The organism is Streptomyces sp. NPDC085900, from assembly GCF_044540925.1.
Classification (GTDB): Bacteria; Actinomycetota; Actinomycetes; order Streptomycetales; family Streptomycetaceae; genus Streptomyces; species Streptomyces gilvifuscus.
Genome location: NZ_JBITSP010000013.1, coordinates 122,828 through 143,109, shown reverse-complemented (window position 1 = coordinate 143,109; position 20,282 = coordinate 122,828). Strand labels below are relative to the sequence as shown.

Sequence of the window (20,282 nt, the reverse complement as noted above, 5' to 3'; positions counted from 1 at the left end):
CCGCGCGGCTGCGGAGCGGGTGCCGCGCCTGCGGTGGAGGCTATGGGGGGCCGAACGGGACAGATCGGTGTCCGTCGACCCGAAAGGCGGGGAGGGCTGCGTCGCCCTTCCCGCGAGTGCGCGGCAGGCTTCATTGCCCACAGCGCTTACGGCTCATGCCCGGTGGTTAAGCATTCGAAACCAGCGAGTAACGGGTACTTATGCGGTCCGACGCATAAGTACCAGCCGCCCTATCCTACGGCCGTTCCGAAGAAGCTGCCCAGGGCGTACGTCACACCCGCCGCGGCACCACCCAGGGCGAGCTGCCGCAGCCCGCTGTACCACCAGCTCCGCGCGGTCACCCGGGCCACCACCGCACCGCAGCCGAACAGCCCGAACAGCGCGAGCAGCAGAGCCGGCCACAGCGCGGTCGCACCGAGCAGATACGGCAGTACGGGCAGCAGGGCGCCCAGCGCGAAGGAGCCGAACGACGACACGGCGGCGACGAGCGGGGAGGGCAGGTCGCTCGGGTCGATCCCGAGCTCCTCGCGGGCGTGGATCTCCAGGGCCTGCTCCGGGTCCTTCGACAGCTGCCGGGCGACCTCGCGGGCCAGCGCGGGCTCGACCCCCCGGGCCTCGTACAGCGCGGCGAGCTCGGCCTCCTCGTCGGCCGGATGCTTGCGCAGCTCGGCACGCTCCACGGCCAGCTCGGCCTCGACCAGCTCGCGCTGGGAGGCGACGGAGGTGTACTCTCCGGCGGCCATCGAGAAGGCACCCGCGGCGAGTCCGGCGAGGCCGGTCAGCACGAGGGTGCTCGGGCTCACGGCCCCGCCCGCCACACCGGTCATCAGCGCGAGGTTGGAGACCAGCCCGTCCATGGCCCCGAACACGGCCGGCCGCAGCCATCCCCCGTTGACGTCCCGGTGCGTGTGGTTGTCACGGTGCGCCTCGTGGAGAGTGGCCTCGGTCTCGATGATCGCCATAGCGGGGGTCCCCCAAGGAAGCTAAGCCAAAGCTAACTTTGGACAATGTCTACTCTTCGACAACAGGGAACCTACGCCTTCGTATTCCCGTCCGCCAGCAAGGAAAGGCTCGGCTAACCTGCGCTTTTGCGGTGTCGACCGGGTGACATGAAGCCCTTGGAGGCTGGGGTCAACCGCCGATGGTGGGACTCATCCGCAAAGGGTTCCGCGTCCTGAACGGACGAAGGGCTCAGCGCCCTGTACGGACCCCCTCCCGGAGAGGCCCCGTATGGCATCTATCCGCGAACGCGCACGCGGCGCACTGCTCGGTCTGGCGGTCGGGGACGCCCTCGGGGCCCCCGCCGAGAACCTGAAACCCTCGGAGATCCGGGCCCGTTGGGGCCGTATCACCGGCTACGTCACGGACGAACCCGCCGGCACGGACGACACGGAGTACGCGATCTTCTCCGGTCTGCTCCTGGCCCGCCACGGCTCGGCCCTCACCCCGGGCCACGTGGAGGCGGCCTGGCACGAGTGGATCGCGGACCGCGCGGAGGGCCCCTTCCGCGGAGCGGGCTTCAGCGAACGCGGCACCCTGCAGAACCTCCGCCGCGGCCTCGCGGCCCCCATCTCGGCCCAGCACCGGCACGCCTGGAGCGACGGTCTGGCCATGCGCGCGGCCCCCTTCGGCGTCTTCGCGGCGGGCCGCCCGGCCGAGGCGGCCCGGCTGGCGGCGATCGACGGCTCGGTGAGCCACGAGGGCGAGGGCATCTACGGCGGCCAGGCGGTGGCGGCCGGGGTGGCCGCGGCGATGGCGGGAGCGCCGCCGACCGCCGTGGTGGCCTCGGCCCTGGCGGTCGTCCCCGACGATTCCTGGACGGCCCGCTCCCTGCGGCGCGCGGTCACGGTGGCCCACCGCGGCGAACGGGCGGTCCGCTCGGCGGTCGTCATCGGCGGCTACCCCTGGACCGACCTGGCCCCGGAAGCCGTGGCCCTGGCCTTCGGTGCGTACGCGGCGGCCGACGGCGACTTCCGCGACGCGGTCCTCACCGCGGTGAACATGGGCCGCGACGCCGACACCACGGCCGCGGTCGCGGGCGCACTGGCGGGGGCCACGCGGGGAGAGGCGGAGATCCCGCGGGAGTGGGCGGCGGCGATCGGCCCGGTACGGGGAAGCTGCCTGCCGGCGATGGCGGGCCACCACGTACTGGACGTGGCCGACCTGCTGACGACGACCTTGTCGGAGGCGACGCCATGACGCCACCGAGCCCTTGGGACGAGGGCACGATCACCACCGAGCCGACGATCGCCGCAAGGAGTCCCGAACCCGCGGCCGCCGACGGCGCGGACGCCCCGCAGGCGCCACTCGCATCCGACGACGAAAGTCGCGCGCGTGGCGCGGGTGGGTACCGATCCGCCGAAGGCGAAGCCGAGGCGGGCACCGGCGTCCCGGCCCGAAGGACCGTCGGCCTCCTCCTCGGCCTGGCCGCGGGCGACGCCGCCGGCTGGCCCGCCGCCCGCCACAGGGCCGCCCGCATGCCCGACTGGACCCGGCGCCTGACCCGCGAACTCGACACCTTCGCCGAGACCAACGCCACGACCACCCTCCCCGTCCCCCTCGCACTCAACCAGCCCCCCGAACCCCTCCACCTCGGGCCCTCCGACGACGCGGAGTGGGCGGCCTTCGCCGCGGAGGCCCTCCTCCGCGCCGGCGACGACACCGTCCTCGCCGACCTCGGCCGGGAACGCCGTACGAGGGCCGCCATCGACCTCACCTGGAACGCCCTGGCCGCCGAGGTGGCCGCGGCTGCGCAGCGCGCCCCCGAGGTCGAGTCCGCCGTGCTCCCCCTCCGCGCCCGCATCTCCGTCCGCGCCGGCCTCGGCAACCTCGCCGCCGGCCTGCGCCCACCCGCCACCGGCCACGACAACCCCCACTACTTCGACGACGCGGCCTGCGTCAGGGCCTGCGTCCTCGCCGTCGCCCACCGGGGAGACCCCCGACTCGCCGCGGACCTGGCCGAGTTCGACGCCCGCTACACCCAGGACGGCGACGGGGTGCACGGCGCCCGCGCGATGGCGGCGGCCGTCTCCCTCGCCCTGACAGGCGCGGACGCGGCGACCTGCGTCTCGGCTGCCCTGGCCCAGTTGCCCGAGGGCACCGAGATCGGCCGCAACGCCCGCCACGCCCTGAAGCTGGCCCACGACACCGAGTCGGCCTTCGCCCTGGTCCCCCTCCTGGAACACCAGATCGTCGACCACGTCTACAGCTACGGCATCGCGGCGGCCGAGACGGTCCCGGTGGCCCTGGCCCTGACCGTCGCCGCCCGGGGCCGTATCACCGAGGCCGTACCGGCCGCGGCCTGTCTGTCCCGGGTCGCCGACTCCGCCCCCGCGCTGGCGGGCGCCCTGACCGGCGCGCTGGGCGGCGGCGCGTCGATCCCCGCCGGCTGGCGGGACGCCTGCCGCACGCTCTCCGGCTGCGCGCTGCCCCGCCTCACCGGTACCGACCTCGTGGAACTCGCCGAACTCCTGGAAGCCGCACAACCGGCCCCGCCGGGTGGATGATTCGGGGCATGACGCCCAAACACCCAGAAACGAATCTAGAGGACCGCATCACCGGAGCCCTCGTGGGCGCCGCGGTCGGCGACGCGTTGGGCGGCCCGGTCGAGGGCTACTCCCCCGCCCAGATCCTCGAACGCCACGGCGGCCGCGTGCACGGCGTCGTCGGTCCCTGGAACGGGGACGCCTGGCGTACGGCCCGCCCCCTCGCGCCGTACCACAAGGGCGACGGCCACGTCACCGACGACACGTTGATGACCCACGCCCTGGTACGGGTCTACGCGAGCGTCCGCGACCACCTGGACGCCTACGCGATCGCCGACCACCTGGTCCCGGACCTGATGAACAACTCCCGCTGGATTCCGGAACTCGAGCAGGAGGCCCTGCCCCTGCACCGCATCTTCCTCGCCGAGAAGTGGCTGGTGACCCGCCTCCACTACGCCCACGCTGACCCGCGCGAGGCCGGCGTCGGGAACATCGTCAACTGCGGCGCGGCGATGTACATGGCTCCGGTCGGCCTGGTCAACGCGGCCAACCCGCCGGGCGCCTACGCCGAGGCGATCGACATCGCGGGCGCCCACCAGTCGTCGTACGGACGGGAGGCGGCGGGCGTCTTCGCGGCGGCGGTGGCCGCCGCCTGCGCCCCGGACGCCAGCCCGGACTCGATCGTCGCCGCGGCGCTCTCCCTGGCGAAGGACGGCACCCGCACGGCGATCGAGCAGGTCTGCGAAGTGGCCGCCCGGCACACGGACTTCGAGTCCGCCCTGGTCCCCCTCCGCGAGGCGATCACCCCGTACGACACCGTGGGCCCCGACTACCGCCGGCCCTCCCTCGGCGCACGCCGCCCCTCCCGCCTCCACGCGATCGAGGAACTCCCCGTCGCACTGGGCATGTTGCTGGTGTCCGGCGGCGACTACCAGCACGCGGTCCTCGGCGCCGTCAACTACGGCCGCGACTGCGACTCCATCGCGACGATGGCGGGCGCGCTGGCCGGTGCCCTCGGCTCCCCGGTCCCGGAGGCCTGGTCCAAGACGGTGGCGGAGGCGAGCCGGCTGGACCTGTGGGAGCCGGCCGCGGCCCTGACCGACGTCACCCGCGAGATCTTCCAACGGGACGTGCGCCGCCGCAGGGCCCACGAGTCGGCCTTCACCGAGATCGGAGGCCTGAGATGCTCCGACTGACCTGGGTCCAGCCGGAGGACCTGCTCGGCCACGAACTGAACCAGGCACGACTGGACGGCCGGGAGCCCGCGGCGATCGCCGCGCGCTGGAAGGCGGCGGGCGGCCCGGACGCCCCGGCCGCGGCGGGCGCCTCCGCCGACCGGCCCTCGCGCTACCTGAGACAACTCGCGGAGGACCTGCTCGACGAACTCGCCGATCTGCCCGACCGGTTGGCGGAAGACGAGCCGACGGACCTGGCGGCGATCAGAGCCCTGTGCCCGGACTGGCCGGCACCGGTGAGCGACCTGACCCCCACACCGACCGGCCTCGAAGCCGCCTGGCTCGGCCGGGCCGTCGGCTGCCTCCTGGGCAAGCCCGTGGAGAAACTCCCCCTCGAAGCCATCCGCCGCCTGGCCCGGTCCACCGGCAACTGGCCCCTCGGCACGTACTTCACGGCCAAGGGCGTCCCCGAGGACCTCCTGCGCGCCCACCCCTGGAACCGCCGCTCCGCCCCCACCTCACTGGCCGAGAACATCGACGGCATGCCGGAGGACGACGACCTGAACTACCCGCTCCTCAACCTGCTTCTGCTGCAACGCCACGGCCGCCGCTTCACCCTCGACGACGTGGCGCGACTCTGGCTCGACGAGCTCCCGGCCGGCCGCACCTTCACGGCCGAGCGCATCGCCTGCCGCAACCTCCTCAGCGGCATCGAACCCCCGCACACCGCCCGCCACCGCAACCCCTTCCGGGAATGGATCGGCGCCCTCATCCGCGCCGACGTCCACGGCTGGACCAACCCCGGCGACCCGGCCGCCGCGGCGGAACAGGCCCACACGGACGCCACCCTCACCCACACCGCCAACGGCGTCTACGCGGCGATGTTCACGGCGGCCGCCATCGCGTGTGCGGCGACCGGCACCCACGACGTCCACACCTGTCTGCGCACCGGCCTCACCGTGATCCCACCCCGCTCCCGGCTGTCCGAGGCGATCCGCCACGCCGTCCGACTCGCCCACGAGCACGCCGACTTCGACACCGTCGTGGACGAACTCCACGCCACCTACGGCGACACCCACCACTGGGTCCACGCCGTCCCCAACACCGCCCTGATCGCCGCCGCCCTCACCCATGCCGACGGCGACTTCACCGGCACCGTCTCCCGCGCCGTCGGCGGCGGCTGGGACACCGACAGCAACGGCGCCACCGCCGGCGGCATCGCCGCCCTCCTCGCCGGCACCCCCACCGCGCTCCCCCACCACTGGACGGCCCCCCTCAAGAACCGGCTCGCCACCTCCGTCGGCGACTTCAACGGCATCGGCTTCGACACCCTGGCCCACCTCACCCACCGGGAGGCATCCCGCCCATGACCCACATCGTCGTGCTGGGCAGCACGAACATGGACCTCGTCACCTACGTCGAGAAGCCGCCGCAGCGCGGAGAGACCGTGACGGGACGGGAGCTCCGCACGATCCCCGGCGGCAAGGGCGCCAACCAGGCGATCGCAGCGGCCCACGCGGGCGCCTCGGTCTCGATGATCGGCGCGGTCGGCACCGACTCCTACGGCCCCCGGCTGCGTGCCACCCTCGAACTCCCCCACCCTCGGCTTCGCTCGGGCGGGGGGACCCCCATGGGTGTCGACACCGATCTGCTGCGCACCATCGAGGGCCCCTCCGGCACCGCCCACATCGTCGTCGACGACGAGGGCGGCAACGCGATCGTCGTGATCCCCGGCGCGAACGGCACCGTCGACCACCTCGCCCCCGGCGACGAGGCCCTGATCGCCTCCGCCGACACCCTGCTGCTCCAGCTGGAGGTCCCGATGCCGGCGGTCGTCGCGGGCGCGCGGGCCGCCCGCGCCAACGGCGTCCGCACCGTCCTCACCCCCGCCCCCGCCCAGCCCCTGCCGGCCGAACTCCTCGCCGCCACCGACCTGTTGGTGCCCAACGAGTACGAGGCGATCACCCTCACCGGCCGCACCGACGCCGTCGAGGCGGCCGTCGCCCTGCTGGACAGCGTCCCGGCGGTGGTCGTCACGCTCGGCGCGGCGGGCAGCCTGTACGTCGCGCGCGGCGCCGAACCCCTCGCCGTTCCCGCGCCGCAGCTGACCACCGTGGACTCCACCGGCGCGGGCGACACCTTCGTCGGCGCGCTCGCCACGGCCCTCGGCGAGGAACGGCCGATCCGCGAGGCCCTGAGGTGGGCCGCCGCCGCGTCCGCCCTCTCCGTCCAGCGCCCCGGCGCCTCCGCGTCGATGCCGTACCGCTCAGAGATCGAGGCGCAGTACACGTCATGACCACGACCCCCGCCCCCCGCACCGCCCCGCTCACCGGTGTGCGCGTCCTCGACCTCGCCACCCTCTTCGCCGGTCCCCTCGCCGCCACCATGCTCGGCGACTTCGGCGCGGAGGTGATCAAGGTCGAGCACCCCGGGAAGCCCGACCCGTCGCGAGGCCACGGCCCGTCGAAGGACGGCATCGGCCTGTGGTGGAAGATCCTCGGCCGCAACAAGCGCACGATCACCCTCGACCTGTCCAAGCCGGGCGGCCGCGCCACGCTGCTGCGGCTCGCGGCCGAGGCCGACGTGCTGATCGAGAACTTCCGCCCCGGCACCCTGGAGAAATGGGACCTCGGCTGGCCGGAGCTCTCCGCCGCCAACCCCCGTCTGGTCCTCACCCGCGTCACCGGCTTCGGTCAGTTCGGCCCCTACGCCCACCGTCCCGGCTTCGGCACCCTCGCCGAGGCGATGAGCGGCTTCGCCGCGATCACCGGCGAGCCCGACGCCCCGCCGACGCTGCCGCCGTTCGGCCTCGCCGACTCCATCGCCGGTCTGGCGACGGCGTACGCCGTCATGACGGCCCTCGCCGCCCGCGACCGCACCGGTGAGGGCCAGGTCGTCGACATGGCGATCATCGAGCCGATCCTCACCGTCCTCGGCCCGCAGCCGACCTGGTACGACCAGCTCGGCTACGTCCAGCGGCGCACCGGCAACCGCTCGGCCAACAACGCCCCGCGCAACGCCTACCGCACGGCCGACGGCACCTGGGTCGCCGTCTCCACCTCGGCCCAGTCGGTCGCGGAACGCCTGATGCGTCTGGTGGGCAGGCCCGACCTGATCGACGAGCCCTGGTTCGCGACGGGCGCCGAGCGCGCCGCGCACGCCGACGTCCTCGACGAGGCGGTCGGCACCTGGATCGCCGCCCGCACCCGCACCGAGGTGCTGGCGGCCTTCGAGAAGGCCGAGGCGGCGGTCGCCCCCATCCAGGACGTGCGGGACGTGCTGACCGACCCGCAGTACCAGGCCCTCGACACCGTCACCACCCTCGACGACCCGGACCTGGGCCCGCTGCGCATGCAGAACGTCCTCTTCCGGCTCTCCGACACGCCCGGCGCGATCCGCTGGGCGGGACGTGCGCACGGCGCGGACACGACGGAGGTCCTCACCGAACTGGGCCTGACGGCGGCCGAGTTGACGGCCCTGCGAGAGGAGGGTGCCGTATGACGTCACCGACCCCGCTCACCTGGCTGTACGTGCCCGGCGACCGCCCCCGCGTGGTCGCCAAGGCGCTGGTCTCCGGCGCGGACGTCGTCATCGTCGACCTGGAGGACGCGGTCGCCCCGGACCGCAAGGCCTACGCCCGCGAGGCCACGGCCGACCTGCTGTCCTGCCGCCAGCCCGTCCCGGTCCACGTCCGCGTGAACGCCCTGGACGGCCCCCTGGCGGCCCGGGACCTGGAGGCGATCGCGCCGCTCCCGGGCCTGGCCGGTCTACGGCTGCCCAAGGTGACGTCCCCGGCCCAGGTGACCCGCATCGCCGCGGCCACCGCCCGCGCCTCGGTCTCCGGGGCGGCCCCCGCCCTGTACGCCCTGCTGGAGACGGCGCTCGGCGTGGAGCACGCCTACGCCATCGCCGCCTCCCACCCGTCCCTGCGCGGCATCTCCCTCGGCGAGTCGGATCTCTGCGCCGATCTCGGCGTACGCGAGGACGCGGGTCTCGACTGGTCCCGTTCCCGGGTGATCGTCGCGGCGCGGGCGGCGCGGCTGCCCCCGCCTCCCCAGTCGGTCCACCCGGACATCCGCGACCTGGAGGGCCTGGCCGCCTCCTGCACCCACGGCCGCGCCCTCGGCTTCCTCGGCCGCGCCGCCATCCACCCCCGCCAGCTCCCGATCATCGAACGCGCCTACCTCCCCACGGAGCGGGAGATCGAGGAGGCGGAGACGATCGTGAAGGCGGCGACACGGGAAAAGGGCGCCCAGGCGCTACCGGACGGCCGCTTCATCGACGCGGCGGTGGTGGCAGCGGCCCAGCGCACCTTGTCCCTGACGAACCGCCGCTGACTCTCGACCGTTCTTCCGCCGCGACGGCGAGAACCAAGACGGCGGGCCCCGGTGCCATACGCACCGGGACCCGCCGTCGAACAATCGGTTCAGGCCTTCTTGGCCGACTCGGCGTCGTCCTTGACCTCGTCCTCGGTCTCGTCCTTGACCTCGTCCTCGTCCTTGTCCCCGTCGGACGCCTCGTCCTTCGCCTCGACGTGGGCCTCACCGCCGGAGGCCTTCTCACCGCCGGAGGCATCAGTGGCGCCGTCGGTCACGCCCGGCTCGATCACCGCTTCCCGTCCCGGCCGCTTCTTCGCCGAGACCACGATGTACGTCACCGCCAGCAGGAACACGATCCCCGCGGTCCAGTCGTTCAGCCGCAGCCCGAGGATGTGGTGCGCGTCGTCGACCCGCATGTACTCGATCCACGCGCGCCCCACGCAGTACGCCGCGACATACAGCGCGAACGCCCGCCCGTGCCCCATCTTGAAGCGCTTGTCGGCCCAGATGACCAGCACCGCCACGCCGATGCACCACAGGGACTCGTAGAGGAAGGTGGGGTGGTAGTACCCGGGCACCCGGCCGTCCGTCGAGGACGTGATGTGCAGCGCCCAGGGGACGTGCGTCTCCTTGCCGTACAGCTCCTGGTTGAACCAGTTGCCCCAGCGGCCGCAGGCCTGCGCGAGGGCGATGCCGGGTGCGACGGCGTCGGCGTATGCGGGCAGCGGGATGCCCCGGCGGCGGCAGCCGATCCAGGCGCCCAGCGCACCGAGCGCGATCGCGCCCCAGATGCCGAGGCCGCCCTGCCACACCTTGAAGGCGTCCACCCAGTCACGGCCCTGGCTGAAGTACAGCTCGTAGTCCGTGATCACGTGGTAGAGCCGGCCGCCGACGAGGCCGAAGGGCACCGCCCAGACAGCGATGTCGGCCACCGTTCCGGCCCGCCCGCCGCGGGCGATCCAGCGCTTGTTGCCGAGCCAGACCGCTACGAAGACGCCGATGATGATGCAGAAGGCATAGCCGCGCAGCGGAATGGGGCCGAGGTACAGCACCCCGCGTGACGGGCTCGGAATGTAGGCAAGTTCTTCCATGGCAGGGTCGACGCTACCGTGCCGGACCGGGCCCACGGCAGGCAGCCCGGCTACGGGTCCATAACGGGCGGGTGTGAATGCGCCCGTCGCGACTTACCCCTTGTCGGCCTGCTGGACCAGCTGCTTCAGCTTCGCCGGGGTCATCGACTGGTCCTGGTAGATGTTCTTGCCGTTCAGCAGGACGGTCGGGGTGCCGGTGAAGCCGCTCGACTTGAAGGCGGCGTTCGACTTGTCCACCCAGCCGTCGTGCGTGCCCTTGTCGACGCAGGCGCGGAAGGCCGCCGTGTCGAGCCCGCCCACCTTGCCGGCCAGCTCGATCAGCTTGGCGTTGTCGCTGAAGGCGTCGTTGGTCTCCTCGGGCTGGTTGTCGTAGAGCACGTCGTGGAAGTCGCGGAACTTCCCCGCGTCCTGGGCGCAGGCAGCGGCGTTGCCCGCGCGCAGGGAGCCGGTGCCGCCGAGGTTGCCGTCGATCAGCCTGACCAGGTGGTACTCGATCCTGAGCCGGCCGGAGTCCGCCAGTTCGTGGAGCGTGGGGCGGTACGCCGTCTCGAAGGCCTTGCAGGCCGGGCAGCGGAAGTCCTCCCAGACGGTGAGCGTGGACTTGGCGCCGTCCTTGCCGACGGGGACCGCGAGGCCGTCCTTGCCCTGTGCCCCGGACGGCGCCGTGGCCGGGCCGGAGGCCTTGGAGCCCTTGTCCTTTCCGGCGTTCGCGGCGGCCAGGCCGATCACCGCCGCGAGCCCCAGCACGCAGACCACGCTCGCGCCGACGATCAGGGCCCGCCGCCGCTTCTCGGCGGCCTTCTGCTTCTCGCGCTCGGCCGCCAGCCGCTCCCGGGCGGTGCGCTTTCGCTCATGGTTCTTCTCGCTCACACCCCCAGAACGAACCGGGGAGGCGCAGCGCGCCTCCCCGGTCCCAGGTCCACCCGTTCGAGTGACCGAACGATCCCTTGCGTTCTGTTCCGGCCGGATCACGCCTGCCGGCGCACGCCCTTCGCCAGCTCCCCGGCGAGCTCGCGCACGGCCTCCAGGCCGGCCGCCTCGTCCGGCGCGTCGAGCATCCGCTTCACGAAGGCGGACCCGACGATCACGCCGTCGGCGAAGCCGGCCACCTCGGCGGCCTGTTCGGCGTTGGAGACGCCGAGCCCGACGCAGACGGGCAGGCCGCTGCCGGTGGCGCGGGTGCGCTCGACCAGGTCGTGGGCCTGGGCGCCCACGGACGCACGGGTTCCGGTGACGCCCATGAGCGAGGCGGCGTACACGAAGCCGCTGCCGGCCGCGGTGATCTCGGCGAGCCGTGCGTCCTTGCTGCTGGGCGCGACCACGAAGACCGTGGCGAGCCCGTGCTTCTCGGCGTGCTCCCGCCACAGCGCCGACTCCTGGACGGGCAGGTCGGGCAGGATGCACCCGGCACCGCCCGCCTCCGCGAGTTCGGCGGTGAAGCGCTCGACGCCGTAGCGGTCGATGGGGTTCCAGTACGTCATGACCAGGATCGGCTTGCCGGTGGCCTGGTGGGCCTCCCTGACCGTGCGCATGACGTGCGCGATCTTGACGCCGCCGCGCAGGGCGATGTCGTCGGCGGTCTGGATGACGGGACCGTCGAGGACGGGGTCGCTGTGCGGCAGGCCGACCTCGACCACGTCCGCCCCGCCGTCCAGGGCGGCCTTGATCGCCTCGATGCCGCCGTCCACGGTCGGGAAACCGGCCGGGAGGTAGGCGATGAGCGCCGCGCGGCCCTCGGCCTTGGCGGCCGCGAGGGTGTCGGACAGCAGCTGAATGTTCCCGCTCACTTGACGTCCCCCTCGATCTCGGCGGTGTCGGCGGCGTTGGCAGCGACCTCGGCGTCGGTGTCGTACAGGCCGAAGTAGCGCGCGGCGGTGTCCATGTCCTTGTCGCCGCGGCCGGACAGGTTGACGACGATCAGGCCGTCCTCGCCCAGCTCCCTGCCGACCTCCAGGGCGCCCGCGAGGGCGTGGGCGCTCTCGATCGCCGGGATGATGCCCTCGGTGCGCGACAGCAGGCGCAGCGCCTGCATCGCCGCGTCGTCGGTGACCGCGCGGTACTCGCCGCGACCGCTGTCCTTGAGGTACGAGTGCTCCGGGCCGATGCCCGGGTAGTCCAGGCCGGCCGAGATCGAGTACGGCTCGGTGATCTGGCCCTCCTCGTCCTGCAGGACGTAGGACCGGGAGCCGTGCAGGATGCCGGGCTCGCCCGCGGTGAGGGTGGCCGCGTGCTCGCCGGTCTCGACGCCGTGGCCGGCCGGCTCGCAGCCGATGAGGCGGACGCCCTCGTCCGGGATGAAGGCGTGGAAGAGGCCGATGGCGTTGGAGCCGCCGCCGACGCAGGCGATCGCGGCGTCGGGGAGGCGGCCGGCGCGCTCCAGCAGCTGGCGTCGGGCCTCCACGCCGATGACCCGGTGGAAGTCGCGGACCATGGCCGGGAAGGGGTGCGGGCCCGCGACCGTACCGAAGAGGTAGTGGGTGCGGTCGACATTGGCGACCCAGTCGCGGAACGCCTCGTTGATGGCGTCCTTGAGCGTGCGCGAGCCCGACTTCACGGCGATGACCTCGGCGCCGAGCATGCGCATGCGGGCCACGTTCAGGGCCTGGCGCTGGGTGTCGATCTCGCCCATGTAGATCGTGCAGTCGAGGCCGAAGAGGGCGCAGGCGGTGGCGGTGGCCACGCCGTGCTGGCCGGCGCCGGTCTCGGCGATCACTCGGGTCTTGCCCATGCGCTTGGTGAGCAGGGCCTGGCCGAGCACGTTGTTGATCTTGTGGGAGCCGGTGTGGTTGAGGTCCTCCCGCTTGAGGAAGACCCGCGCCCCGCCGGCGTGTTCGGCGAACCTCGGCACCTCGGTGAGGGAGCTGGGGCGGCCGGTGTAGTTGACCAGCAGGTCGTCGAGTTCGCGGGCGAACTCGGGGTCGTGCTTGGCCTTGTCGTACTCGACGGCCACCTCGTCGACGGCGGCGACGAGGGCCTCCGGGATGAACTTGCCGCCGAACGCGCCGAAGTAGCCCTCGGCGGTGGGCACCTGACCGGTGGGGTCAGGGAAGAAGAACTCGTTGGGCATGCGAAAACCTCACGGTGAGTGTGTGAAAAAGACACTGTTCGCCGTGGGGGCGGAGCCTGCCGTTGCGACCTCAGGCCGTGTGCGGCCGGTCGCGCAGTTCCCCGCGCCCCTGAGGGGCGCGCTGCCATCGGCGGCCGTTGACCTGCCCGGGTTCGTCACCGATGACGTAGCGGACCCTGCGGCCGTGCACCCTGCGGGCCGGGGCACGGCAGCCCCGAGGGCGGCAGCCGCGCGCGAGGCGGGCGTACCGGTCCACGGTCGTCAGGGTCAGAGTCATCGGCGCCACTCTACCGAAGGATCAGCCGCGCCCGTGCCGCAGAGCGGGGTGCTCGCCCGCCGCCACCAGGTCCGACACCGCGGTCTTGGGGTCCTTGCCGGTGACCAGGGACTCGCCGACCAGGACGGCGTCGGCGCCGGCGTTGGCGTAGGCGATGAGGTCGTGGGGTCCGCGGACGCCGGACTCGGCGACCTTGACGAGGTGGTCGGGGATCTCGGGGGCGATGCGCTCGAAGGTGGAGCGGTCCACCTCCAGGGTCTTCAGGTTGCGCGCGTTGACGCCGATGATCTTGGCGCCCGCGTCCACCGCACGCTCGACCTCGTCCTCGTCGTGCACCTCGACGAGCGGGGTGAGGCCGATGGAGACGGCGCGCTCGATGAGGGACTCCAGGGCGGGCTGTTCGAGGGCCGCGACGATCAGCAGCGCGAGGTCGGCGCCGTACGCGCGAGCCTCCCACAGCTGGTACGACGTGACGATGAAGTCCTTGCGCAGGACCGGGATGTCCACGCGCGCGCGGACGGCCTCCAGGTCGGCCAGCGAGCCGCCGAAGCGGCGCTGCTCGGTGAGGACGGAGATGACGGCCGCACCGCCCGCCTCGTAGTCCGCCGCGAGGCCGGCCGGGTCCGCGATGGCGGCCAGCGCGCCCTTGGAGGGGCTGGAGCGCTTGACCTCGCAGATCACCTTGACGCCGTCGCCCCGCAGGGCGGCCACCCCGTCCTTGGCCGCGGGTGCCTTCGCCGCGCGCTCCTTGAGCTCGTCGAGGCTGACGCGCGCCTGCCGCTCCGCGAGGTCGGCACGTACTCCGTCGATGATCTCGTCGAGCACACTCACGCGAGCGGCCCCCTTCCAGACGGTTGACAGTCAAAACATTCGACCGGCGGAAAACCGGTGGTCACTGCGATGGTATCCGCAGGAGGGCGAAGGCCTCGCATCCGGTTGACGCCGGTCCCTCTATCCGGACGCCCACAGGTCGATCAAGGGCGCAGCCAGCCACCCGACGGCAGGTTCCGGACAATGCTGAAGACCAGCAGCAATGCCCCCAGCGCCCACATGTGCACCGGGCCGAGCGTGAGCCGCGAGGGGCGCCCGCGCGCGGCGCGCACCACCCATACGGTCCACAGCACCGCGAAGAGCGGATAGCCGACGGTGGCCAGGGCGTTGTCGTGCAGCGCCGCCACGAAGTCCCCGTGGACGAACGCGTGGGCGCTGCGCAGGCCGCCGCAGCCCGGGCAGTAGAGGCCGGTGACGCGGTAGAGCGGGCAGACGGGGTAGTGGCCGGGCTCGTTCGGGTTCACCGCGCCCACGTACGCGAAGGCCCCGGCGACGGCCGCCATGATGCCGGCGGGCACGGCGAGGCGCGCGAGCGCGGATCCGGTGCCGGTCGGTGTCACGGTCTGAGTCTCGGCGTTCACGTCTCGCATTCTCCCCCCGGAAGGCCGCCACGCACGCGTGAGGGGCGATCCGGATGCGGATCGCCCCTCCGTCGGTCCGGTGCGCGGACCCGTGCGCGCGTCAGCCCTTGGCGACCGCGGTGGCCTGGCTGTCGGCCAGCGCGGCCTGGAACTTCTCGTGCGTGTCCTTGGGCTGGCCGAGGCCCATGGCGCTCATGACCCAGCCGACGATGCCGCCGATCACCACGAGCGCCATACCGGCCCAGAAGCCCACGGGCTGAGCCATCACCATGAAGGCACCCGAAACGCAGAAACCGATGAAGGCGATGATGACACCGGTCCAGGCGGCCGGGGTGTGACCGTGGCTGCTGCCCGCCATGACTTGCTCCTCGTTGCTGTTTACGTGTCTGAGCCGGATGCTCCACAACATTGTCCCGCACGCGCACGCGTGCGCTCCTCGGGGGTGGCCCCAGTGTCCCGGCCGGTCAAGTGACCCCCGAACCCCCACGGCCCTTCCGGGCGGACTCGACCCCCTAGGCCGCCGGCCACGCCGCCGACCGACGGGGCCTACATGGCCTCGTACTCCTAGTGCCTCTGCGGCTTCGGCCTGCGGCCACGGCGCGGGACCGCCCGGACGACCCGAGCGCCGGTTCCGCGGATCGCTACGCCCCCGTGGGGTCCTCGCCGCGGTCCAGCGCCTTCCACAGTTCCTCGGGCCGGTCGGGGTCGACCGCCGCGGCCGCCCGGCGCGGCCGGGGCGCGCCGCCCCGCTCGTAGCGGCCGGACATCGCCGGCCAGTGCCGCCCGTAGCGCAGCGCCAGCAGCCCGGCCAGCAGGATCAGCGCGCCGCCGCCGGCCGCGACATAGGGCCAGGCGGTGTGAGCGAGGGCGTGCACGGTCGCCGAGGTGTCGCCCGCGGCCCGCGCGGCCTTCTCGTCGAGCGCGGAGCTGTCGGAGACGCCCAGCAGGGCTGCTACGACGGTGCCCGCGCCGCAGAGCGCGAGCAGGGCCGCGACCAGCGTGCGGCCGGCCCCGCGGACGGCGAAGACGGCGACGAGCGCGGCGAGGCCCACTATGGCGAGGGCCGCGGGGACGCCCGTGACGTCGCTGCCCTTGGCGGTCAGCGAGAAGGGGGCGCCCGCCACGGTCGCGGTGCCCTCCGCCCAGCGCTGCCGGGTGGCCAGCAGTGCCACGGCCGCGCCGAGCGCGCCGGCCGACAGGGCCAGGGCGAGGGAGACGCGGCCGGCCCGGGCGGGTCCTGCGGCTTGGGAACGGGGGTGCGGTACGGCAGTCACGTACTCCACTATCGCCTGCCTTCGACCGGACGCGTCACCCGGGGCTGTCAACCCATGGCCAGGCCACGGTTCCGCCATGCACACCTCAGGCACGTCACACCGGCCCCGCTGATCGCGGCGACCCACGCGCCGGCGGGCGCCCCGTCCGCCGGCTCCTGCCCCGCGTCGTTCCCCTGTGCGCACACCTCGGCGCTGTACGACGTGACCAGCGGCTCCGACGGCATGCGGCGGCACCTACCGGTGCACCGGCACCACCGGATACGACGGGCCGTCCGGCCTCGGCGTGCCGAACGGGACCGCCGCCTTCACCGGCTGAACCGCCCTACGAGCCCAGCCTGTTCGCGGTGTGCACCGCGCGGAGGACCGCGGCCGCCTTGTTGCGGCACTCCTGGTCCTCCGCGACCGGGTCGGAGTCGGCCACGATGCCGGCTCCGGCCTGCACGTACGCGGTGCCGTCCCGCAGCAGGGCCGTACGGATGGCGATGGCGGTGTCGGAGTCGCCAGCGAAGTCCAGGTATCCGACGCAGCCGCCGTACAACCCGCGCCGGGACGGCTCCAGTTCGTCGATGATCTGCATCGCGCGCGGCTTGGGCGCACCGGAGAGGGTGCCCGCCGGGAAGCACGCCGTCAGGACGTCGAAGGCGGTGCGGCCGGCGGCGACCTTGCCGGTGACGGTCGAGACGATGTGCATCACGTGCGAGTACCGCTCGACGGACATGAAGTCGACGACCTCGACGGAGCCCGGCTCGCAGACCCGCCCCAGGTCGTTGCGGCCGAGGTCGACCAGCATCAGGTGCTCGGCGCGCTCCTTGGGGTCGGCGAGCAGCTCGTCGGCGAGGGCCTGGTCCTCCTGCGGGGTGGCCCCTCGGTGCCGGGTGCCGGCGATCGGGTGGACCATGGCGCGTCCGTCCTCGACCTTGACCAGGGCCTCGGGGGACGAGCCGACGACGTCGAAGCCGTCGAAGCGGAACAGGTACATGTACGGGGAGGGGTTGGTCGCCCTCAGGACCCGGTAGACGTCCAACGCGCTCGCCGTGCACGGCGTTTCGAAGCGCTGCGAGGGCACGACCTGGAAGGCCTCGCCCGCGCGGATGCGCTCCTTGACGTCCTCGACGGCCCGCTGGAAGTCGGGGCCGCCCCACAGGGCCGTGTACTCGGGCAGTTCCGACGGCGGCAGGTGGGCCGGGGGCTGGGCGACCGGGCGCGAGAGGTCGGCCTCCATGGCGTCGAGGCGGGCCATCGCGTCCGCGTGGGCCTCGTCCACGCCCGTGTCGAGGTCGTTGTGGTTGATCGCGTTGGCGATCAGCAGGACCGAGCCCTCCCAGTGGTCCATCACGGCGAGGTCGCTGGTGAGCAGCATGGTCAGCTCGGGCAGCTTGAGGTCGTCGCGCTCGCCGGGGCCGATCTTCTCCAGGCGGCGCACGATGTCGTAGCCGAGGTAGCCGACCATGCCGCCGGTGAAGGGCGGCAGGTCCTCCTGGTGCGGGGTGTGCAGCGCCTCGATGGTGGCGCGCAGGGCGGCGAGCGGATCGCCGTCCACGGGAACGCCGACGGGCGGGGTGCCCAGCCAGTGGGCCTGTCCGTCACGGGCCGTCAGGGTGGCCGCGGAGCGGACGCCGACGAAGGAGTAGCGGGACCAGGAGCGGCCGTTCTCCGCGGACTCCAGCAGGAAGGTGCCGGGCCGCTCGGCGGCGAGTTTGCGGTAGAGCGCGACCGGGGTGTCGCCGTCGGCGAGGAGCTTGCGCGTGACCGGGATGACGCGGCGGTCGGTGGCGAGCTTGCGGAAGGTCTCGAGGTCCATGGCGGATGACCTTACTGAGCCGGGCCGGGGACACCGGAGTCGGCGTCCTTGAGGAGTACGTCCGCGTCGAAGCAGGTGCGTGCGCCGGTGTGGCAGGCGGCGCCGACCTGGTCGACCTTGACCAGCACGGTGTCGGCGTCGCAGTCCAGGGCGACCGACTTGACCCACTGGAAGTGCCCCGAGGTGTCGCCCTTCACCCAGTACTCCTGGCGGCTGCGCGACCAGTAGGTGCAGCGGCCGGTGGTGAGGGTGCGGTGCAGCGCCTCGTCGTCCATCCAGCCGAGCATCAGCACCTCACCGGTGTCGTACTGCTGGGCGATGGCGGGGACGAGCCCGTCGGGGCTGCGCTTCAGGCGTGCGGCGAGCGCCGGGTCGAGGGGGCTGGGCGGGGGCGTACTGGTCATGGGGGCCATTGTGCCGTGCGCAACCGAATGACCGCGTGGTGTCCACTACGCGGACCCGTCGTCCGGTCGTAGGCTGGCTGCATGTCGACATTCGCCAAGCGTGAACGACTTCTTCTGGCCGACCTGTTGGAGGCGGAGGGCCCGGAGGCCCCGACCCTCTGCGAGGGTTGGCGGACCCGTGAACTGGCCGCGCACGTGGTGGTGCGCGAACGCCGCCCCGACGCCGCCGGCGGCATCCTGATCAAACAGCTCGCACCCCGCCTGGAGCGGGTGATGGCGGAGTTCGCGGAAAAGCCGTACGAGGAACTGATCCAGCTGATCCGCACCGGGCCGCCGCGTTTCTCGCCGTTCTCGCTCAAGCAGGTCGACGAGATGTCGAACACGGTCGAGTTCTACGTGCACACCGAGGACGTGCGCCGGGCGCAGCCGGACTGGACGCCGCGCGAGCTCGACCAGGTCTTCCAGGACGCACTGTGGTCGCGGCTGGAGCGGACCGCCCGGCTGATCGGCCGCAACATCCCCACAGGGCTGGTGCTGCGCCGCCACGACGGCCAGACGGTGGTGGCGCACCGCGGCACTCCGGTCGTGACGGCGACCGGGGAGCCGTCGGAGCTGATGCTGTTCTCGATGGGGCGGCAGAGCACCGCCAAGGTGGATCTGGACGGCGACAAGGACGCCATCAGCAAGCTGCACGAGGCCAAGCAGCTGGGCATCTGAGCCGGCCGGTCACCGGGGCAGCTCCGCCCGGCGCAGGGAGCCCGAGCACAGGGCGACGACTCCGCCGAGGGCGCTGACCGCGGCGCACACCGCGAAGACGGGCCCCACACCCCACAGGTCTGCCGCCCAGCCGACCACGGGGAAGGTGAGCGGCGCGACGCCGAAGCCGACGAGCGTGGAGGCGGCGGTGACCCGGCCGACGTAGGCCGGGCCCGCCGCGCTCTGTATGAGCGCCCCGGTCACGGCCCCCGCCAGCCCGGCGAGCAGTCCGATGCACACGGCCACGCAGGTCCCCGCGGCGACGGACGAGGTCTGGGCGAGCGAGCCGATGGCCACGGCGCCCAGGAGGTTCGTGCTCGCGGCCACGATGCCGGCCCGGGGCACCCGGCCGCGCCAGGTGAGCAGCAGTGAGGCGGTCCCGGCGCCGGTGCCGAAGCCCGCCAGCACCCAGCCCATGCCGGAGGAACCCCAACCGCGGTCCTGGGCGAGCAGGGTCAGGCCGAGGTTCATCGGGCCGACGAAACCGAGGTCGCTGAGGGCCGCGGCGAGCACCAGCGGGCGCAGCACCTTGTCCTGTCCGACGTGACACAGCCCGGCGCGCAGTTCGGCCAGGGCCGAGGCCCGCTCTTGGGTGTCGTCCGGGGCCGGTGTGCCGACCCGCACGGTCAGCAGCAGCGGCAGGGAGGCCCCGACCAGCAGCGCGGCCAGTCCGAACGCGCCCGCCGTACCGCCGAGGGCGACGCCCAGACCGCCCAGCGGACCGCCGAGGACGTTGGCGAGCCGGGTGGCGAGACCGCGCATCCCCTGGACGCGGGCGAGTTGGCCGCGCGTGGTGATCCGCGCGGGCAGGGCGCCGGCGGCGGGCAGGAAGACGGCGTCGACGACACCGAACAGCACGGCGACCGCACCCAGCAGCCACAGCCCGGGGCTGGCGGCGAGCAGCAGGGCCGCCGCGGTCAGCACGAGGGCGCCGCGCGCCACGGTGCTGACCAGGACGGTCGGGCGCGGGCCGTAGCGGTCGGCGATCACGCCTCCACCGAGCATCAGCACGGCGCGCGGCAGCGCACTGGCCGCGGTGACCAGTCCGGCCTGGGCCGGGGTGCCGGACTGGACGGCGGCCCAGGACAGGGCGATGTAGTAGACGTTGTCGCCGATCGCGGACGAGACGTACGCGCCGAGCCAGCGCAGCACGTTGGCGTCGCGGTGGGCCGGGCCGGTGACCGGGTCGGCCGTGGGGGCGAGGGTGGTGGGCACGCGGTC

The 20,282-nt window shown here is 73.2% G+C and carries 21 protein-coding genes; 8 read left to right on the top strand and 13 right to left on the bottom strand.

The features are described 5' to 3' along the window. Nucleotides 1-230: 230 nt before the first annotated feature. A complete protein-coding gene (locus ACIGDI_RS35605) occupies nt 231-962 on the bottom strand; it encodes a VIT1/CCC1 transporter family protein (protein WP_399905635.1) in 732 nt (243 codons plus the stop codon). 268 nt (nt 963-1,230) lie between these two features. On the opposite strand from ACIGDI_RS35605, the gene ACIGDI_RS35600 reads away from it, so the two are divergent. The 7 genes from ACIGDI_RS35600 to ACIGDI_RS35570 are packed head-to-tail and all read left to right on the top strand — an operon-like array spanning nt 1,231 to nt 8,997. Beyond that, nucleotides 1,231-2,199 carry an ADP-ribosylglycohydrolase family protein gene (locus tag ACIGDI_RS35600; RefSeq protein WP_399905632.1) on the top strand — a complete coding sequence of 323 codons (969 nt, stop codon included), beginning with the start codon at nt 1,231-1,233 and terminating at the stop codon, nt 2,197-2,199. Beyond that, on the top strand, nt 2,196-3,506 hold the full coding sequence (locus ACIGDI_RS35595) for an ADP-ribosylglycohydrolase family protein (protein WP_399905629.1): 1,311 nt from the start codon (nt 2,196-2,198) through the stop codon (nt 3,504-3,506). Before ACIGDI_RS35600 ends, ACIGDI_RS35595 begins: the two co-directional genes overlap by 4 nt. Before the next feature lie 8 nt (nt 3,507-3,514). Continuing rightward, nucleotides 3,515-4,681 (top strand): ADP-ribosylglycohydrolase family protein, encoded by a 1,167-nt coding sequence (locus ACIGDI_RS35590; protein WP_399905626.1) that lies wholly within the window; start codon nt 3,515-3,517, stop codon nt 4,679-4,681. Further along, entirely contained in the window at nt 4,669-6,030 is a 1,362-nt protein-coding gene (locus tag ACIGDI_RS35585) for an ADP-ribosylglycohydrolase family protein (RefSeq protein ID WP_399905623.1), read from the top strand. Before ACIGDI_RS35590 ends, ACIGDI_RS35585 begins: the two co-directional genes overlap by 13 nt. Next, nucleotides 6,027-6,956 carry a ribokinase gene (locus tag ACIGDI_RS35580; protein WP_399905620.1) on the top strand — a complete coding sequence of 310 codons (930 nt, stop codon included), beginning with the start codon at nt 6,027-6,029 and terminating at the stop codon, nt 6,954-6,956. Before ACIGDI_RS35585 ends, ACIGDI_RS35580 begins: the two co-directional genes overlap by 4 nt. Beyond that, nucleotides 6,953-8,161 (top strand): CaiB/BaiF CoA-transferase family protein, encoded by a 1,209-nt coding sequence (locus ACIGDI_RS35575; protein WP_200701147.1) that lies wholly within the window; start codon nt 6,953-6,955, stop codon nt 8,159-8,161. Before ACIGDI_RS35580 ends, ACIGDI_RS35575 begins: the two co-directional genes overlap by 4 nt. Next, the gene (locus tag ACIGDI_RS35570) at nt 8,158-8,997 is read left to right on the top strand and encodes an HpcH/HpaI aldolase/citrate lyase family protein (RefSeq protein ID WP_399905617.1); all 840 of its coding nucleotides are present in this window, start codon (nt 8,158-8,160) and stop codon (nt 8,995-8,997) included. Before ACIGDI_RS35575 ends, ACIGDI_RS35570 begins: the two co-directional genes overlap by 4 nt. 89 nt (nt 8,998-9,086) lie before the next feature. Here the strand turns inward: ACIGDI_RS35570 and lgt are convergent, their stop codons facing one another. The 11 genes from lgt to hisI all read right to left on the bottom strand — a co-directional run bounded on the left by lgt (nt 9,087) and on the right by hisI (nt 18,305). Next, a complete protein-coding gene (lgt, locus tag ACIGDI_RS35565; RefSeq protein WP_399905614.1) occupies nt 9,087-10,070 on the bottom strand; it encodes a prolipoprotein diacylglyceryl transferase in 984 nt (327 codons plus the stop codon). 93 nt (nt 10,071-10,163) lie between these two features. Then, entirely contained in the window at nt 10,164-10,940 is a 777-nt protein-coding gene (locus ACIGDI_RS35560; protein WP_399905611.1) for a DsbA family protein, read from the bottom strand. 98 nt (nt 10,941-11,038) lie between these two features. Next, nucleotides 11,039-11,857, bottom strand: a complete 819-nt coding sequence (gene trpA, locus ACIGDI_RS35555) for a tryptophan synthase subunit alpha (RefSeq protein ID WP_399905608.1) — start codon at nt 11,855-11,857, stop codon at nt 11,039-11,041. Next, nucleotides 11,854-13,137 (bottom strand): tryptophan synthase subunit beta, encoded by a 1,284-nt coding sequence (trpB, locus tag ACIGDI_RS35550; protein ID WP_399905605.1) that lies wholly within the window; start codon nt 13,135-13,137, stop codon nt 11,854-11,856. The genes trpA and trpB overlap by 4 nt, the downstream gene beginning before the upstream one ends. Nucleotides 13,138-13,207: 70 nt before the next feature. Then, nucleotides 13,208-13,414, bottom strand: a complete 207-nt coding sequence (gene trpM, locus ACIGDI_RS35545; RefSeq protein WP_399905602.1) for a tryptophan biosynthesis modulator TrpM — start codon at nt 13,412-13,414, stop codon at nt 13,208-13,210. A 21-nt stretch (nt 13,415-13,435) separates the two neighbouring features. Next, a complete protein-coding gene (trpC, locus tag ACIGDI_RS35540) occupies nt 13,436-14,245 on the bottom strand; it encodes an indole-3-glycerol phosphate synthase TrpC (protein WP_399905599.1) in 810 nt (269 codons plus the stop codon). Between the two features lie 143 nt (nt 14,246-14,388). After that, the gene (locus ACIGDI_RS35535) at nt 14,389-14,835 is read right to left on the bottom strand and encodes a DUF2752 domain-containing protein (RefSeq protein WP_399905596.1); all 447 of its coding nucleotides are present in this window, start codon (nt 14,833-14,835) and stop codon (nt 14,389-14,391) included. A gap of 91 nt (nt 14,836-14,926) precedes the next feature. Continuing rightward, on the bottom strand, nt 14,927-15,184 hold the full coding sequence (locus ACIGDI_RS35530) for an HGxxPAAW family protein (protein ID WP_390629287.1): 258 nt from the start codon (nt 15,182-15,184) through the stop codon (nt 14,927-14,929). Between the two features lie 283 nt (nt 15,185-15,467). After that, the gene (locus ACIGDI_RS35525; RefSeq protein WP_399905593.1) at nt 15,468-16,109 is read right to left on the bottom strand and encodes a TIGR02234 family membrane protein; all 642 of its coding nucleotides are present in this window, start codon (nt 16,107-16,109) and stop codon (nt 15,468-15,470) included. Between the two features lie 313 nt (nt 16,110-16,422). Further along, nucleotides 16,423-17,901, bottom strand: a complete 1,479-nt coding sequence (locus ACIGDI_RS35520; RefSeq protein ID WP_399905590.1) for an anthranilate synthase component I — start codon at nt 17,899-17,901, stop codon at nt 16,423-16,425. A gap of 11 nt (nt 17,902-17,912) precedes the next feature. Continuing rightward, nucleotides 17,913-18,305 (bottom strand): phosphoribosyl-AMP cyclohydrolase, encoded by a 393-nt coding sequence (gene hisI, locus ACIGDI_RS35515; protein WP_399905588.1) that lies wholly within the window; start codon nt 18,303-18,305, stop codon nt 17,913-17,915. 81 nt (nt 18,306-18,386) lie between these two features. Here hisI and ACIGDI_RS35510 point away from each other — a divergent pair, with 81 nt between their 5' ends. Further along, the gene (locus ACIGDI_RS35510) at nt 18,387-19,022 is read left to right on the top strand and encodes a TIGR03085 family metal-binding protein (protein ID WP_399905585.1); all 636 of its coding nucleotides are present in this window, start codon (nt 18,387-18,389) and stop codon (nt 19,020-19,022) included. Between the two features lie 9 nt (nt 19,023-19,031). On the opposite strand, the gene ACIGDI_RS35505 is transcribed toward ACIGDI_RS35510, so the two are convergent. Beyond that, a complete protein-coding gene (locus ACIGDI_RS35505; protein WP_399905582.1) occupies nt 19,032-20,276 on the bottom strand; it encodes an MFS transporter in 1,245 nt (414 codons plus the stop codon). Nucleotides 20,277-20,282 lie beyond the last annotated feature (6 nt).

Excerpts from the sequence above, each read along its gene's own strand:
- ACIGDI_RS35520 (WP_399905590.1), bottom strand. The coding sequence starts at position 17,901 with ATGGACCTCGAGACCTTCCGCAAGCTCGCCACCGACCGCCGCGTCATC.
- ACIGDI_RS35590 (WP_399905626.1), top strand. The coding sequence starts at position 3,515 with ATGACGCCCAAACACCCAGAAACGAATCTAGAGGACCGCATCACCGGA.
- ACIGDI_RS35600 (WP_399905632.1), top strand. The coding sequence starts at position 1,231 with ATGGCATCTATCCGCGAACGCGCACGCGGCGCACTGCTCGGTCTGGCG.
- trpM (WP_399905602.1), bottom strand. The coding sequence starts at position 13,414 with ATGACTCTGACCCTGACGACCGTGGACCGGTACGCCCGCCTCGCGCGC.
- trpB (WP_399905605.1), bottom strand. The coding sequence starts at position 13,137 with ATGCCCAACGAGTTCTTCTTCCCTGACCCCACCGGTCAGGTGCCCACC.
- ACIGDI_RS35580 (WP_399905620.1), top strand. The coding sequence starts at position 6,027 with ATGACCCACATCGTCGTGCTGGGCAGCACGAACATGGACCTCGTCACC.
- ACIGDI_RS35585 (WP_399905623.1), top strand. The coding sequence starts at position 4,669 with ATGCTCCGACTGACCTGGGTCCAGCCGGAGGACCTGCTCGGCCACGAA.
- hisI (WP_399905588.1), bottom strand. The coding sequence starts at position 18,305 with ATGACCAGTACGCCCCCGCCCAGCCCCCTCGACCCGGCGCTCGCCGCA.
- ACIGDI_RS35595 (WP_399905629.1), top strand. The coding sequence starts at position 2,196 with ATGACGCCACCGAGCCCTTGGGACGAGGGCACGATCACCACCGAGCCG.
- ACIGDI_RS35605 (WP_399905635.1), bottom strand. The coding sequence starts at position 962 with ATGGCGATCATCGAGACCGAGGCCACTCTCCACGAGGCGCACCGTGAC.
- ACIGDI_RS35510 (WP_399905585.1), top strand. The coding sequence starts at position 18,387 with ATGTCGACATTCGCCAAGCGTGAACGACTTCTTCTGGCCGACCTGTTG.
- ACIGDI_RS35530 (WP_390629287.1), bottom strand. The coding sequence starts at position 15,184 with ATGGCGGGCAGCAGCCACGGTCACACCCCGGCCGCCTGGACCGGTGTC.
- ACIGDI_RS35575 (WP_200701147.1), top strand. The coding sequence starts at position 6,953 with ATGACCACGACCCCCGCCCCCCGCACCGCCCCGCTCACCGGTGTGCGC.
- ACIGDI_RS35570 (WP_399905617.1), top strand. The coding sequence starts at position 8,158 with ATGACGTCACCGACCCCGCTCACCTGGCTGTACGTGCCCGGCGACCGC.
- lgt (WP_399905614.1), bottom strand. The coding sequence starts at position 10,070 with ATGGAAGAACTTGCCTACATTCCGAGCCCGTCACGCGGGGTGCTGTAC.
- ACIGDI_RS35535 (WP_399905596.1), bottom strand. The coding sequence starts at position 14,835 with ATGCGAGACGTGAACGCCGAGACTCAGACCGTGACACCGACCGGCACC.